Here is a 13,407-nt window from a genome sequence, read left to right on the forward strand (position 1 = left end):
TTATATAAATATACTAAAATTATGGGAGATCTTAGTAAGATAGTTTCAGGAAATTAAGCGTTCACGGGGCAAAGTTCACGAACTTTGGCTACAACGTAATCAACTTCTTCTTTGGTGCTGTATTTGGAGAACGAGAACCTTACCGACGGTTTTGATGAGCTGGCTCCAATAGCGGTAAGCACATGCGAACCAATGTCGGTACCTGAGCTGCAGGCGCTGCCACCTGATGCCGAAATTCCCGCGATATCCAGGTTAAATAACAGCATATCCCCCATTTCCATTTCCGGGAAAGCCACGTTCAATACGGTGTACAAACTTTTCTCCGGATCTGTTTCGCCATTAAAGCTAATGCCTGGGATCTGGTCAGTCAGTTTGCCCATCATATAGGTTTTCAGGTCTTGTATATGGTTGCGGTGCTGCTCCATTTCGGCATAGGCCAGCTCAAGCGCTTTGGCCAGGCCTACTATACCGTAAATGTTTTCGGTACCACCACGCATATTACGCTCCTGTGCGCCGCCATAAATAAACGGTTTTATTTTAATACGATGGTTCACGTGTAAAAAGCCCACACCTTTTGGCCCGTGCAGTTTATGCCCGGCACATACCAAAAAATGCGCTTTTAACTTACTCAGGTCGTGTTGATAATGACCCATGGTTTGTACGGTATCGCAATGATAAATGGCGTTATATACCTCACAAAGATCACCGATACGGATCATATCAGACAGGGTGCCAATTTCGTTATTGGCATGCATGATAGATACAAAACTGCGCTCATTATTTTTCAATAATGTTTCCAGGTGATCATAATCAACATTACCCTTGCTATCTACATCAACAAAGCTCAGTTTAATTATGCCCGATTTCTCCATCGCCTCCAGCGTATGCAGCACCGCGTGATGCTCTATATGACTGGTAATAGCGTGGGTAATGTTATGATCAACAATACCGCAGCGAATGGCTGTATTATCGGCCTCGGTACCGCTTGAGGTAAAAAATATCTCGGCAGGTGAAGTGTGCAGCAAACCGGCTATGGTTTTGCGTGCCCGCTCGATCAGTGTGCGTGCTTCGCGACCGTGGGCATGAATAGATGAAGGGTTACCATAATGGTTCTCCATCACTTTGTACATTTCTTTTAAAACTTCCGGATCAAGCGGTGTGGTGGCCGCGTTATCAAAGTAAACACGCATCTCTCGTACAATTATTGATTTATTGAATTAGTGAATTAATGATTTTTGAATGAGTCTTTACTCCTTGTTCCAAAAATCCTTACTCCAGTAATGCAATAATTAGTTTAATATTTCTTTTATGTCGGCAATTATTTTGTTTGCCAGGCCGTTTGCTACCGTCTCCGAATTACCTTCAGAGTATATCCTGATGATGGGTTCGGTATTTGACCGGCGCAAATGTACCCATTCTTTGTCAAATTCTATCTTCAGGCCATCAATGGTACTATGCGGCTGTTTGCTGTATTTTTGTTCAACCTTAGTTAAAAGGGCATCTATATCCATTTCAGGCGTCAGGGTTATTTTGTTTTTAGAAATAAAATAACCGGGATATGACATACGAAGCTGAGAAATAGATTTACCATACTTAGCCAGATGGGTTAAAAACAAAGCGATACCCACTAAAGCGTCGCGGCCGTAATGCAGCTCTGGATATATTACTCCGCCATTGCCTTCGCCGCCAATAACAGCATTTACCTCTTTCATTTTGTTAACCACATTCACCTCGCCTACCGCTGCGGCGTGGTATTCGCCGCCTTCTTTTTCGGTAACATCGCGCAGCGCACGTGTTGATGACAGGTTTGATACGGTATTGCCTTTATTATTTTGCAGTACATAGTCGGCTACGGCTACCAGGGTATATTCTTCGCCAAACATATTGCCATCTTCGCAAACAAAGCAAAGGCGGTCAACATCCGGATCAACAGCTATACCTAAATGAGCCCTTTTAGCGGTTACTTCTTTGGATAAGGCCACCAGGTTTTCTGGCAGTGGCTCCGGGTTATGCGGAAAATTACCATCGGGTTCGCAATATAGTTCATGAACGGTGTCCACACCCAGTGCTTTAAGCAAGGCGGGTACGTAAATACCACCGGTAGAGTTCACACAGTCGATCACTACATTAAAATTGGCTTTTTTAATAGCGGCTACATCAACCAGCGGTAATGCCAGTATGAGGTCGATATGTTTTTGCATCCAGCTATCGTCCTGGGTAACTTTACCCAGGTCGTTCACGTCGGCATAATTAAAATCGCTGTTCTCAGCTATTTCCAGCACCTCTTTGCCATCAGCATCGCTTATAAATTCGCCTTTAGCGTTCAATAATTTAAGGGCGTTCCACTGTTTAGGATTATGGCTCGCGGTAAGGATAATCCCCCCCGCCGCCTGCTCGCCGGTAACGGCAACTTCAACCGTAGGTGTTGTAGACAAGCCCAGGTCGATCACATCGATACCAAGGCCCTGCAACGTACCAATAACCAGGTTGTTGACCATAGCGCCGGACAAGCGTGCGTCGCGACCGACAATGATTTTTTTGATGCCTGACTTTTTTACAGCCCATGCACCATAAGCCGAAGTGAATTTAACAATATCCAATGGTGTTAAACCGTCGCCAACAGCACCGCCTATGGTGCCGCGGATCCCTGAAATAGATTTTATGAGTGTCAAAATTATTTGGTTTTGAGAGGCAAAAGTATAAATATTTAAATGATAAGCGGTGTATAAACGGGTACAATTTGCGGGCTGAACCTGATTTACAAGCCACTTTTTTCACGCAAACGTTTGTGATAATCTGTTTTAAAAATGCAGCTACAAATGCAACAAAGCTACATTATGTACTTTGATTGTAAATTATCCGTTTATTTACCAGCATTAACCGTACCGCATCAATGTTGTTTTAAAGTAATTGATAACTTTGCCAACTAATTGCGGCTTCACCATATCGCGGCTTTTATCCATTACATACAAACGGCAATGCCTGAACATCTATTACAACTCGACCGGCATTTATTCTATTTTATAAATCACGATCTGTCGAACCCGTTTTTTGACTGGATCATGCCTTTGCTGCGCAATCCTAAATTCTGGATCCCGTTGTACCTGTTTATTATTGGCTTTTGTATCTATCGTTATAAAAAAACTGGCGCTATCATTATTTTATTGCTGGCTATCACAGCCGGTTTTGCCGATTTTACCAGTGCCAGTATCATTAAGTATAATGTAAAACGCCTGCGCCCCTGCCGCGACCCTATTGTTTCGCAAACCGATATTAGTCGTGTACCCTGCGGAACGGGTTACAGTTTCCCCTCTACCCATGCTACCGATCATTTTGCTATGGCCTTTTTCCTGAGCCTGGTATTTTTCAGAAAATGGCGTTGGATATGGCTCTGGGCTATACTGTGGGCCAGTATTATCAGTTTTGCACAGGTATATGTGGGCGTGCACTTCCCTATTGATATTACCTGTGGCGCTATTTATGGCGCATTGGTAGGTAGCTTATTCGCTTTACTGTTTAAAAAATTACAACCTGCTTTTTAATGGCTGTCTGGAAAATTTGTTTGTTATTCTTTTGTGCCTTCTTTGGCGGCACCTCTGTGTTTTTCTTTAAGGGCGATAACCACAAAACGCTTAAATTGGTATTATCATTCAGCGGGGCTTACCTGTTTGGTATTACGGTGCTGCATTTAATACCTGATGCTTACCATGGTAATGATAACTGGGTGGGTGTTTTTATACTGGCCGGTTTCCTCTTTCAGATCATATTGGAACAATTTTCTGATGGTATTGAACACGGTCACATGCATAAACCCAAGCATGACATGGCTATTTTCCCGGTGGGGATCATGATCAGTCTTTGTTTGCACGCTTTTTTGGAGGGTATGCCGCTGGCCCAGGGCAACCAGGATCAGTTGGTGTATGGTATCGCGCTACATCACATACCTGCCGCTTTTGCGTTGGGCACTGTTTTGTTAACCAATAAGCAGAGTAAACAGAATACTATTTTATTCGTGGCTTTGTTTGCGGTGATGGCGCCTGCGGGATATTTTTTCAGCACAGCGCTCAGCAATGGCAATATTGGCAATTTACAACACTACTTTAATCGTATTATGGGTGTGGTGATCGGTATATTTTTGCATATCTCCACCACCATCCTGTTCGAATCAAGCGCCGACCATCGCTTTAACCTGCGCAAAATGATAGCGGTGTTATTGGGTGTTGCTATTGCGCTAGGAGCATTTTTGGGAGAGATGTAGGCCTGTCTTTTCGTTAAGCGTCATTGCGAGGAGGAACGACGTGGCAATCCTCTATCTACAGAGCGTCTCTGCTCATTGGGGATTGCTTCGTGCCTCGCAATGACGGACTGGTATTATGCGTATATGGCGAATCATCCGCACATCGTTAATTAATGCTCTGCAGCATTTGAATATACAGATCGATACCTTCTCTGATCTCGTCTACATAAACAAACTCATCGGCTGTATGTGAACGCGCTGAATCGCCGGGGCCAACTTTGATAGATGGGATATCCAGCAGCGACTGATCTGACGTGGTTGGTGAGCCGTACGTAATACGACCTAAAGCAATACCTGCCTGAACGATCGGGTGTTCTTTGGGTATAGATGATGGTTTTAAGCGGATAGAACGTGGATTAACATCACAGTTGACATGCTGACGGATGATTTCCAATACTTCCTCATTGCGGTAAGCATCCGTCACCCTTACATCAACTGTAAAGGTACAGCTGGCGGGCACCACGTTATGCTGCGAGCCGGCATTGATAATGGTAACCGACATTTTTATAGGCCCAAATACTTCCGATTCTTTTGGGAATGTGAAACTGCGGAACCATTCAATATCCGTTAAAGCTTTATAAATGGCATTATCGCCTTCTTCACGGGCGGCATGACCAGCGCGACCGTGCGCTACGCAATCCAGCACCATTAAGCCACGTTCGGCAATGGCCAGCTGCATCAGGGTAGGCTCGCCTACTATGCCAAAATCCAGTTTGCCTAATTCAGGTATAATAAGCTCCAGGCCGTTTACACCAGAGATCTCTTCTTCGGCAGTAGTAGCCAGGCAAAAGTTATATTTTAGATTTTCCTGATCGTGAAAATAAAGAAACACCGCTATCAGCGATACCAGGCAGCCTCCGGCATCATTACTGCCCAGGCCATAAAGCTTGCCGTCTTCAATTTTAGCGTCGTATGGGTCGCGGGTATAGCCCGAGTTGGGCTTTACGGTATCATGGTGCGAGTTGAGCAAAATAGTAGGTTTGGCGGCATCAAAATGCTTGTTCCAGGCCCAGATGTTATTCATTTTGCGATGCGTTTGCACACCGCGTTGCTCTAAAAATTCGTTGATCAGATCGGCTGTGCGGTCTTCCTCTTTACTAAAGGATTGTATGGATATCAGTTGTTGCAGTAAAGACACTGCCTGTTGAAATAGATTATTGTTATCGGCCATATATGTAGGCATATCCTATGATGGTAAGCGGGCAAAATTAATATTTTTTAGCCAGTATCAAGTAGTTAGTATCAAGTATCAAGACACCTTTATTTGTGTTAAAAGGTTTTCAAAATCTTGATACTTGATACTAACTGCTTGATACTAAATTATTCATCTTCTATTTTAGAATGTTTGCGGGTATCATTCATGGTGGTGTATAAAATCAGTGACAGTGCGATGCAGACGGTAACATACCAGTAAAACCACTGTTGATGATGCTCGTTCTTGAACAGCAGGGCTATATACTCGGCTGTGCCGCCAAATAAGGATACGGCTATGGCGTACGGAAAACCTACTCCCAGGGCACGTACATTAGCCGGGAAAAGCTCGGCCTTCACTACTGCATTGATGGAAGTATAACCGCTAACGATGATCAGGGCAGCCAATATCAGCGCGAAAGCCACCCAAACATCTTTGGTTTCGCTCAAAAGGGTCATGATGGGTATGGTACAGAGCGTGCCTAATACCCCAAAGCCTATGAGTAAAGGTTTACGGCCTATCTTGTCAGACAACAGACCAAACACGGGCTGCAGCAGCATAAACACCGCCAGCGTAAGGGTTGATACCATGGTAGCGCTGCTTTTGCTGAAACCCGATGTATTCACCAGGAACTTTTGCATGTAAGTGGTAAAGGTATAGAAAGCGAGCGTGCCCCCTGCTGTTAAACCAATCACCGTAAATACCGCCTTGGGATGTTTAGCCAAAGCCTTTAAAGTGCCTTGTGCGGATTTTGACTTACCGCTTTCATTGGTAAATGAGGCTGATTCCTGTAGGCTGCGTCTCAAATACATAGTGATCACCGCCAAAAACGCGCCTATACCAAATGGGATGCGCCAGCCCCAGTCGTGCAGTTGTTGTTCGCTTAAAAAAACGCGTTGCAGTAAAACCAGCACACCTAAGGCCATCAATTGGCCCATAATCAACGTTACATACTGAAAGCTGGAGTAAAATCCCCGATGTTTTTTGCCTGCCATTTCGCTCAGGTAAGTAGCGCTGGTACCGTATTCGCCGCCTACGCTTATGCCTTGTATAATACGGGCAAGTACCAATAATAAGGGAGCAGCCACACCAATAGAGCGGAAACCCGGTGTTATAGTGATGATCAACGAGCCTACGCTCATCAATAATACTGATGAGGTTAACGCTTTTTTGCGACCATATTTATCGGCAAAAGTTCCCATGAGCCAGCCGCCTATGGGCCGCATCAAAAAGCCGATAGCAAAAATTCCGGCCGTATTTAAAAGCTGTACGGTTTGGTTATCTGAAGGGAAAAACGCGTCGGAAAAATAGAGTGAGAAAGCGGTATATACATACCAGTCGTACCATTCCACCAGGTTACCTAAGGAGCCCCCTACGATGGATTTGATACGCCCGGTTGTTGTTTTGGGGATGGGTTTGGTTTCATTTATCGATAAATTTTCCTTGGCTTCTTCTTTCATAGGTTGTGGTAAGTGTATCTGATTATAAATGTAAGAGAATTTGACCGATCTTATCCAAAATCGTAGTAATCCTTTAATCCCGTAACAAAATCCAAAAAATCATATCCAATCAACAGTCAAAATAATTACCTTGTTTGATGCTTTTTACCGAAGACTTTTTGCACTATGTATGGAAATTCAGGCTGTTTGACCGTATCGATCTGAAAACGGATGATGGTGAGGAGTTGGAGATTCTTTCGGCCGGCATGGCCAATACCGATTCAGGTCCCGATTTTCATAATGCCCGTGTGCGGATAGGCGAAACGGTTTGGGCCGGAAATGTGGAGGTGCATTTGTCCTCTTCCGACTGGCAAAAGCATGGTCATACTACCGATAATGCCTATGATAATGTGATACTGCATGTGGTTTACCGCAATGATGTCCCGCTTATTTTAGCCAACGGCCGTAAAGTACCCACCCTGCAACTCCAAAACCGCGTGCCCGACGAGCTGTACAACCGTTATCATCAAATGGTATTCGGCGATCAACGGATCATCCCCTGCGAAAAAAGCATAGCCGGCATTGACGGGCTCATCATGAGTAACTGGCTTACCCGTGTGTTGGTAGAACGGCTGGAGAAACGTTCCATAGCGGTAACGGATTCCTTAAATTTAAATCATAACGATTGGGAAGAGACTTTTTATCAGTTCCTGGCTGCCAATTTTGGTTTTAAAACCAATGCTCTACCTTTTGAATTGCTGGCCAAATCATTACCGCAGCTCACGCTGGCCAAGCATAAAAACAACCCCATGCAGATTGAAGCCCTGATATTTGGGCAGGCAGGGTTCCTGGAGACGGAGCTAAAAGATGAGTATCCATTGAAGCTAAAAAAGGAGTACGGTTTTCTGCGGAAAAAGTATAACCTGCAACCTATCGAAAATCATTTGTGGAAGTTCATGCGCTTGCGGCCGCAAAATTTCCCGACTATTCGATTGGCGCAGTTCGCGGCGCTGATTGTGCAGTCAAATCACCTGTTCTCTAAGATACTTGAGATAAAAGATATCAACGCGTTGCGGGCCTTGTTTACCGATATTAAAGTAAATGATTATTGGGAAGATCATTACCGGTTTGATGTAGTTTCAAAACCAATATCAAAAACTCTGGGTGCGGCCTCTATCGATATATTATTGATAAACACTTTGGCTTTGTTTTTGTTCAGCTATGGAAAACAGCACCAGCAGCAGTATTATATTAGCCGAAGTTTAAAGTTGTTGGAAAATTTACCGGCAGAACAGAACAATATTACAGAAGATTTTATTACCTTAGGGCTGAAAATTAACAATGCTTTTGAGTCGCAGGCGCTGCTGGAGTTGAAAAATAATTATTGTAATTATAAGAAATGCCTGCAATGTGGCGTTGGTAACAAAATATTAAAACTTGCCTGACATGATACAGAGAATCCTTACTTTTTTTGAACGATACTCCTTTGGTGTATGCACCTATCTTGGCGAAAAGTTTAACGTTTCTATCTCAAAGATTCGTTTGTTTTTTATTTACTCTTCTTTTTTAGCTGTGGGATTCCCGTTGATATTTTATTTCTTTGCAGGTATTGTACTGGACATTCGCAATTTTGTAAAACGTCGTCATACCGGGGTTACGGATCTGTGACCGTTGATTTTTTTGATTTCGTTGATACCGCTGATTTTTTTCTGAACCCTGATCTATAGGATTAAGGGATTCTCATGATTATGATTAATGCCATGATCTTAAAATCCGAAATCGAAAATCCGAATTCCGAAATTTTACACTAGTCTTCCTGTTTTTACGGCATCCTGTAGGTTACGTACCATAAATTTAGGTTTATAGCAGTATTGTGCCAACTGTTTGGCCCAGGTGCTGTTATAGCCAAACATGAGCTTAATCATGCGTACCCGGGTTGAGCCCTTGGGATAGCCATATTTGTACCAGGTAAATTTAGATTGGTCAACCTTAAACTGATCGGCAAAATCGGCCAGGAACAGATCTATTTCGATATCAAAAATATCCAGATCCAGATCAATGCTTGTATCCAGGTTCAGGCTGCCCGGATCAACATGATTCAGCTTATAGCGGTTGCAATAATCAACAATAAATTCTTTTAAGGGTGGCAGTAGTTCTTCCATTTTAATCGAATATAGTTTTGACCATGTGATGTATAGGACGTTGTTTTTAAAATTAGGTTGCATCTGTGGAGACATTATTTTCAAAAAAAGGTTACCATAAATCCGCAGGAAATAAAAGCCGTATGATTATTATTGCAGTCTTGTTAATAAAAGCAAATGAAACTAAAGGTTATAGCTTTTGACGCCGATGATACCCTTTGGGTAAACGAGCCCTATTTTTTAAAGACGGAAGAGAAATTTTGCAGTTTGCTGGAGAATTTTTTACCTCAGCATACCATATCAAGCGAGCTTTTTAAAATCGAGATAGCGAATTTGGCCTTGTATGGTTACGGTATAAAGGGATATATCCTGAGCATGATAGAGGCCGCGCTAAAAATATCCGACAAAAAGATAGGCCTGGATGCTATTGAGCTGATTATGCAATACGGCAAGGAAATGCTCAATGAACCTATTGAACTATTAGATGGTGTGGAAGATGTACTGGCAACTCTAAAAAAGCAATACAGATTGGTAGTGGCCACCAAAGGCGACCTACTTGACCAGGAACGCAAGCTCAAAAAATCGGGACTATCGCATTATTTTCACCATATCGAGATCATGTCCGATAAACAGGATGATGATTATATCAAATTGATTAAACACCTGGATATTAAGCCATCGGAGTTTATGATGGTGGGCAATTCCTTAAAATCTGATGTGATGCCGGTGCTTAATATTGGCGGTCATGCCATTCATGTGCCTTTTCATACTACCTGGGCTCATGAGCATGTAGAGACAAATTTAACCCACGAAAATTTTAAACAGGCTGATACACTTCGGGAAATTCTGCCATATATACTCGCATGAAGCATAAACTAAATATTGATACCTGGGCTCGCAAAGAACATTTTAACTTTTTTAAAACTTTTGAGGAGCCTTTCTATGGTGTTGTTGTCAATATCGACTGTACCAAGGCATACGCTTTTGCTAAAGATAATGGGGTGTCATTTTTTCTGTATTACCTACACAAATCATTAACTGCGGTTAATGAACTGGAGCCATTTAAATACCGTATTTATGGTGATGAGGTGTATGTTTATGATCGTATAAACGCTGGGCCAACTATTGGCCGGGCTAACGGCACTTTTGGTTTCGCGTATATGGATTTTCACCCTTCCCTGGATACATTTATAGTAGGCGCCAAAAAAGAGATTGAACGGGTGCAAAATACCACTACCCTTTTTGCGCCAAAGCTCGATGACGATATTGTACACTATTCGGCCATGCCCTGGATCAATTTTACCAGTTTATCGCATGCCCGCAGCTTTTCGTTTCCAGATAGCTGCCCCAAGATATCATTCGGAAAAATGACAGAAGATAATGGCAAAAAAAGCATGCCTGTTTCTCTTCACGTACACCATGCTTTGGTTGATGGCTTGCATGTGGGCCAATATTATGATCTTTTCCAGGAACTGATGAGCAGCAGCAATTAAATTATTGCCTTTTCCATTACGATAAGCTCTATCAATTGCTTAGGGTTGCCAAAGCGACCATGGGCATGGAAGGGTTGCATCTCGCCCGTAAATGCATAACCCCTGCGCTCGTACCAGCTAATGAGCTCTGCACGGGTGCTGATTACGGTCATGGTGATGGTGTTACAGTTAAACTGTTTGGCCAATTCCTCGGCTGCCTTCAACAGGCCCCGCCCCACTCCTTTGCCCTGCAAAACAGGCGATACGCTGAACATGCCCAGGTATAATTTCAATCCTTTAACTTCCAGGTAAACACAGCCAGTGATCTGACCCTTATCATCAGTATGTTTTAATATCGTAATAGCCTCATTCTCGAAATATGTCTTCAGCATATCCTCATCGATCCGGAGGCCGTCTAACATATCAGCTTCAGAGGTCCAGCCTTTTTTGGATTCTTCGCCACGATAGGCGTTGTTAACCAGTATATTTAATTCAGGAACATCAATCACTGATGCTTTAGTAATCGGCATATATTAAAAAGGTATTTCTAAAACTTAAAATCTTCGCGTACGGGATCAAATATATCAATCAGTTTACAATCGGTAATGGCCCGGCCTCCGTGTATTACATTTGGAGGGATAATAGCATAGGTGCCGGTATCCAGTATTTGCGATACGCCGTCGACCGTTAGTTCAAACTGGCCCTCGATAACAAAAGCACATTGGTGATTAATATGCTGATGCATCGGCGCTACGGCACCTGCTTTAACTTCTAAAAAATTGATGGTGTTGCCTGGGGTATGAATGATCTTAGAGAAATAGTCAGGTATCATTTCCCTGGTCTCGATGTCTGCAAACTGATTAAATACTTTGTTATCCATGATAGTGTTTTAAGCCTGTCTGGTGGCTCAGACGTAAAAATATAAAATTTACGCTTAACCGGATGTTCCCATTTTATTTACTTGCGATATCGATGTAGTTGGTTAGCGTAGGCACTTTGTTTTGATCAGGTAATGGTCAGAATAGCAGGTAAAAAATGCATGGTCTAAAACTAAGCCGTATATTTAAGGGTTAATTAAATTATACCACATTGTACGCTTGATATGGCTTTTATTGATTACTATAAAACACTGGGTCTTACTAAAACCGCTACGGATAAGGATATTAAAAATGCTTACCGCAAGCTGGCCCGTAAATATCACCCTGATCTTAATCCGAAAGACGCGGAAGCCCACAAAAAATTCCAGGAACTTAATGAAGCCAATGAAGTATTGAGCGACGCCGAAAAGCGTAAAAAGTATGATAAATACGGTGAGAACTGGCAGCATAGTGAAGCCTATGAACAACAGGCCAGGCAACAGCAAAGCCAGCAAGGTAGCTATGGCGGTGGTGGGTTTGGTGGGTTTACTGATGATGAAAGTTTTGGCGGAGGCGATTTTTCCGACTTTTTCAAATCCATGTTCGGCGGCGGCGGCAGCAGGCAAACCAAATATCGTGGGAAGGATTTTAACGCTGAACTACAACTAACCCTTCAGGATATTGCAGAGACGCATAAACGCACACTGACTGTTAATGGTAAAAATATACGCATTACCATACCTGCCGGTATCGAGAACGGACAAACCATTAAAATAGCCGGCCATGGCGGCGCGGGGGTAAATAACGGCCCTGCTGGTGATCTGTATATCAAATTTTCGATACCCGATGATGCCCGCTTTAAGCGTGACGGGCGAAATTTATACGCTACTGTAAAACTCGACCTTTATACAGCCGTGCTTGGCGGCGAAATTACAGCGGAGACACTAACCGGCAAAGTTAAGGTAAAAGTAAAACCAGAAACCCAAAATGGTACCAAAGTAAAACTAAAAGGCAAAGGTTTACCTGTTTACAAAAAAGAGAATGAGTTTGGCGACCTGTACCTTACTTATGATGTCCAGATACCGGTTAACCTTACCGAGCAGCAGAAACAATTATTTGAAGAGCTTTCAAGATCATGATATAAATTTAAAGAAGATGAAAACAGCAGATTTAATATCAGTAAATGATTTTTGTTTGTATCACAAAGTAGAGTATACCTTTATAGAATCGTTATATGAGGCTGATTTAGTTAAAGTTACCCTGATTAATGAAACTACTTATATACCTGGAGAGGAACTGAGAAAACTGGAAAAGTTGATCAACCTTTATCAACTGGATATTAATGTGGCGGGTATAGAAGCCATCAGTCATCTATTGCACCGTATGGAAAAAATACAGGATGAAATGCAAGGCCTCAAAAATAAACTGAGGTTGTATGAGGGTGAATGAAAAGTAAGCAGCGCTCTATTCTAAAGGTCTAAAAATATATTGTTGATTGTAATCTATTTCGAAGTGGTCAAGAAATAATTTGTATTCTTCCAGGAAAGATTTCTTTCGATGGTGTTCTTCTTGATTTTCTATATATTTTGCAACATCTTTTATGTGTGAGCGTGAATATGAAAAAGCTCCGTAACCTTCCTGCCAACGAAAAATTGATGGATTAAATTTTTCTCTATTTATCCATTCGGATGAATCGCCTTTAATCATTCGCATTAAATCTGAAAGAGATTGATTGGGTCTGAACCCAATGAAAAGATGTAAATGATCGGGCATACTGTTAATAGCTATCATTTTATGCCCGTTATTGCTGACGATTCCGGTGATGTATTGATGTAGTTTTTCTTTCCACGAAGGTTGGATAAGAGATTGTCGAAACTTTACAGCGATAACGCATTGAATATGTATTTGGGTATAGGTATTTGGCATAAGATTGTATGAGTTGCATACCCTACGGCATGCAAAAAGATTAAATTACTATTTCTACCGACATTTTGCTCCTATTGGAGCAG

The 13,407-nt window shown here is 42.4% G+C and carries 16 protein-coding genes; 8 read left to right on the forward strand and 8 right to left on the reverse strand.

What is annotated here, in order from left to right; all coding sequences use genetic code 11:
- Nucleotides 1-53 precede the first annotated feature (53 nt).
- Nucleotides 54-1,190 carry a cysteine desulfurase family protein gene (locus AC57BQ_RS08010; protein WP_090470930.1) on the reverse strand — a complete coding sequence of 379 codons (1,137 nt, stop codon included), beginning with the start codon at nucleotides 1,188-1,190 and terminating at the stop codon, nucleotides 54-56.
- Between the two features lie 99 nt (nucleotides 1,191-1,289).
- Nucleotides 1,290-2,672: a phosphoglucosamine mutase gene (gene glmM, locus AC57BQ_RS08015; RefSeq protein WP_496405776.1), complete on the reverse strand. Its 1,383-nt coding sequence runs from the start codon at nucleotides 2,670-2,672 to the stop codon at nucleotides 1,290-1,292.
- Nucleotides 2,673-2,978: 306 nt separating this feature from the next.
- On the opposite strand from glmM, the gene AC57BQ_RS08020 reads away from it, so the two are divergent.
- On the forward strand, nucleotides 2,979-3,542 hold the full coding sequence (locus AC57BQ_RS08020; RefSeq protein WP_496405777.1) for a phosphatase PAP2 family protein: 564 nt from the start codon (nucleotides 2,979-2,981) through the stop codon (nucleotides 3,540-3,542).
- Nucleotides 3,542-4,258, forward strand: coding sequence for a ZIP family metal transporter (locus tag AC57BQ_RS08025; RefSeq protein WP_496405778.1), 717 nt, complete (start codon nucleotides 3,542-3,544; stop codon nucleotides 4,256-4,258). The genes AC57BQ_RS08020 and AC57BQ_RS08025 overlap by 1 nt, the downstream gene beginning before the upstream one ends.
- A 145-nt stretch (nucleotides 4,259-4,403) precedes the next feature.
- On the opposite strand, the gene AC57BQ_RS08030 is transcribed toward AC57BQ_RS08025, so the two are convergent.
- Together AC57BQ_RS08030 and AC57BQ_RS08035 are read right to left on the reverse strand one after the other, a co-directional pair.
- Complete coding sequence (locus tag AC57BQ_RS08030) at nucleotides 4,404-5,480, reverse strand: M20 family metallo-hydrolase (RefSeq protein ID WP_496405779.1); 1,077 nt, start codon at nucleotides 5,478-5,480, stop codon at nucleotides 4,404-4,406.
- A 137-nt stretch (nucleotides 5,481-5,617) separates the two neighbouring features.
- Nucleotides 5,618-6,949 carry an MFS transporter gene (locus tag AC57BQ_RS08035; protein WP_496405780.1) on the reverse strand — a complete coding sequence of 444 codons (1,332 nt, stop codon included), beginning with the start codon at nucleotides 6,947-6,949 and terminating at the stop codon, nucleotides 5,618-5,620.
- A 137-nt stretch (nucleotides 6,950-7,086) separates the two neighbouring features.
- Between AC57BQ_RS08035 and AC57BQ_RS08040 the strand changes: the two genes are divergently transcribed.
- Nucleotides 7,087-8,373 carry a DUF2851 family protein gene (locus AC57BQ_RS08040; RefSeq protein WP_496405781.1) on the forward strand — a complete coding sequence of 429 codons (1,287 nt, stop codon included), beginning with the start codon at nucleotides 7,087-7,089 and terminating at the stop codon, nucleotides 8,371-8,373.
- 1 nt (nucleotide 8,374) lies between these two features.
- Nucleotides 8,375-8,596: a PspC domain-containing protein gene (locus AC57BQ_RS08045; RefSeq protein ID WP_076373079.1), complete on the forward strand. Its 222-nt coding sequence runs from the start codon at nucleotides 8,375-8,377 to the stop codon at nucleotides 8,594-8,596.
- A 134-nt stretch (nucleotides 8,597-8,730) separates the two neighbouring features.
- Here the strand turns inward: AC57BQ_RS08045 and AC57BQ_RS08050 are convergent, their stop codons facing one another.
- On the reverse strand, nucleotides 8,731-9,090 hold the full coding sequence (locus AC57BQ_RS08050; protein WP_496405782.1) for a DUF1493 family protein: 360 nt from the start codon (nucleotides 9,088-9,090) through the stop codon (nucleotides 8,731-8,733).
- 156 nt (nucleotides 9,091-9,246) lie between these two features.
- Here AC57BQ_RS08050 and AC57BQ_RS08055 point away from each other — a divergent pair, with 156 nt between their 5' ends.
- A complete protein-coding gene (locus AC57BQ_RS08055) occupies nucleotides 9,247-9,936 on the forward strand; it encodes an HAD family hydrolase (RefSeq protein ID WP_496405783.1) in 690 nt (229 codons plus the stop codon).
- Complete coding sequence (locus AC57BQ_RS08060) at nucleotides 9,933-10,562, forward strand: CatA-like O-acetyltransferase (RefSeq protein ID WP_496405784.1); 630 nt, start codon at nucleotides 9,933-9,935, stop codon at nucleotides 10,560-10,562. The genes AC57BQ_RS08055 and AC57BQ_RS08060 overlap by 4 nt, the downstream gene beginning before the upstream one ends.
- Here the strand turns inward: AC57BQ_RS08060 and AC57BQ_RS08065 are convergent.
- Nucleotides 10,559-11,071: a GNAT family N-acetyltransferase gene (locus tag AC57BQ_RS08065; protein WP_496405785.1), complete on the reverse strand. Its 513-nt coding sequence runs from the start codon at nucleotides 11,069-11,071 to the stop codon at nucleotides 10,559-10,561. The two genes, AC57BQ_RS08060 and AC57BQ_RS08065, sit on opposite strands and share 4 nt — an antisense overlap.
- Before the next feature lie 17 nt (nucleotides 11,072-11,088).
- Nucleotides 11,089-11,421 (reverse strand): cupin domain-containing protein, encoded by a 333-nt coding sequence (locus AC57BQ_RS08070; protein ID WP_090470949.1) that lies wholly within the window; start codon nucleotides 11,419-11,421, stop codon nucleotides 11,089-11,091.
- Between the two features lie 222 nt (nucleotides 11,422-11,643).
- Between AC57BQ_RS08070 and AC57BQ_RS08075 the strand changes: the two genes are divergently transcribed.
- Nucleotides 11,644-12,537 (forward strand): DnaJ C-terminal domain-containing protein, encoded by an 894-nt coding sequence (locus AC57BQ_RS08075; protein ID WP_496405786.1) that lies wholly within the window; start codon nucleotides 11,644-11,646, stop codon nucleotides 12,535-12,537.
- Between the two features lie 16 nt (nucleotides 12,538-12,553).
- Nucleotides 12,554-12,847 (forward strand): chaperone modulator CbpM, encoded by a 294-nt coding sequence (locus tag AC57BQ_RS08080; RefSeq protein WP_496405787.1) that lies wholly within the window; start codon nucleotides 12,554-12,556, stop codon nucleotides 12,845-12,847.
- A 15-nt stretch (nucleotides 12,848-12,862) separates the two neighbouring features.
- On the opposite strand, the gene tnpA is transcribed toward AC57BQ_RS08080, so the two are convergent.
- Nucleotides 12,863-13,324 (reverse strand): IS200/IS605 family transposase, encoded by a 462-nt coding sequence (gene tnpA, locus AC57BQ_RS08085; protein ID WP_496405788.1) that lies wholly within the window; start codon nucleotides 13,322-13,324, stop codon nucleotides 12,863-12,865.
- Between the last annotated feature and the right edge of the window lie 83 nt (nucleotides 13,325-13,407).

The sequence above is a fragment of the Mucilaginibacter sp. BGA-UO-ETr-C110 genome (assembly GCF_059567985.1).

Bases quoted from the DNA above. Each gene is read 5' to 3' on its own strand.
- AC57BQ_RS08065 (WP_496405785.1), bottom strand. From the start codon at position 11,071: ATGCCGATTACTAAAGCATCAGTGATTGATGTTCCTGAATTAAATATA.
- AC57BQ_RS08035 (WP_496405780.1), bottom strand. From the start codon at position 6,949: ATGAAAGAAGAAGCCAAGGAAAATTTATCGATAAATGAAACCAAACCC.
- AC57BQ_RS08055 (WP_496405783.1), top strand. From the start codon at position 9,247: ATGAAACTAAAGGTTATAGCTTTTGACGCCGATGATACCCTTTGGGTA.
- AC57BQ_RS08025 (WP_496405778.1), top strand. From the start codon at position 3,542: ATGGCTGTCTGGAAAATTTGTTTGTTATTCTTTTGTGCCTTCTTTGGC.
- AC57BQ_RS08070 (WP_090470949.1), bottom strand. From the start codon at position 11,421: ATGGATAACAAAGTATTTAATCAGTTTGCAGACATCGAGACCAGGGAA.
- AC57BQ_RS08045 (WP_076373079.1), top strand. From the start codon at position 8,375: ATGATACAGAGAATCCTTACTTTTTTTGAACGATACTCCTTTGGTGTA.
- AC57BQ_RS08075 (WP_496405786.1), top strand. From the start codon at position 11,644: ATGGCTTTTATTGATTACTATAAAACACTGGGTCTTACTAAAACCGCT.
- AC57BQ_RS08080 (WP_496405787.1), top strand. From the start codon at position 12,554: ATGAAAACAGCAGATTTAATATCAGTAAATGATTTTTGTTTGTATCAC.
- AC57BQ_RS08030 (WP_496405779.1), bottom strand. From the start codon at position 5,480: ATGCCTACATATATGGCCGATAACAATAATCTATTTCAACAGGCAGTG.
- AC57BQ_RS08060 (WP_496405784.1), top strand. From the start codon at position 9,933: ATGAAGCATAAACTAAATATTGATACCTGGGCTCGCAAAGAACATTTT.
- AC57BQ_RS08020 (WP_496405777.1), top strand. From the start codon at position 2,979: ATGCCTGAACATCTATTACAACTCGACCGGCATTTATTCTATTTTATA.
- tnpA (WP_496405788.1), bottom strand. From the start codon at position 13,324: ATGCCAAATACCTATACCCAAATACATATTCAATGCGTTATCGCTGTA.
- AC57BQ_RS08050 (WP_496405782.1), bottom strand. From the start codon at position 9,090: ATGGAAGAACTACTGCCACCCTTAAAAGAATTTATTGTTGATTATTGC.
- AC57BQ_RS08040 (WP_496405781.1), top strand. From the start codon at position 7,087: ATGCTTTTTACCGAAGACTTTTTGCACTATGTATGGAAATTCAGGCTG.
- AC57BQ_RS08010 (WP_090470930.1), bottom strand. From the start codon at position 1,190: ATGCGTGTTTACTTTGATAACGCGGCCACCACACCGCTTGATCCGGAA.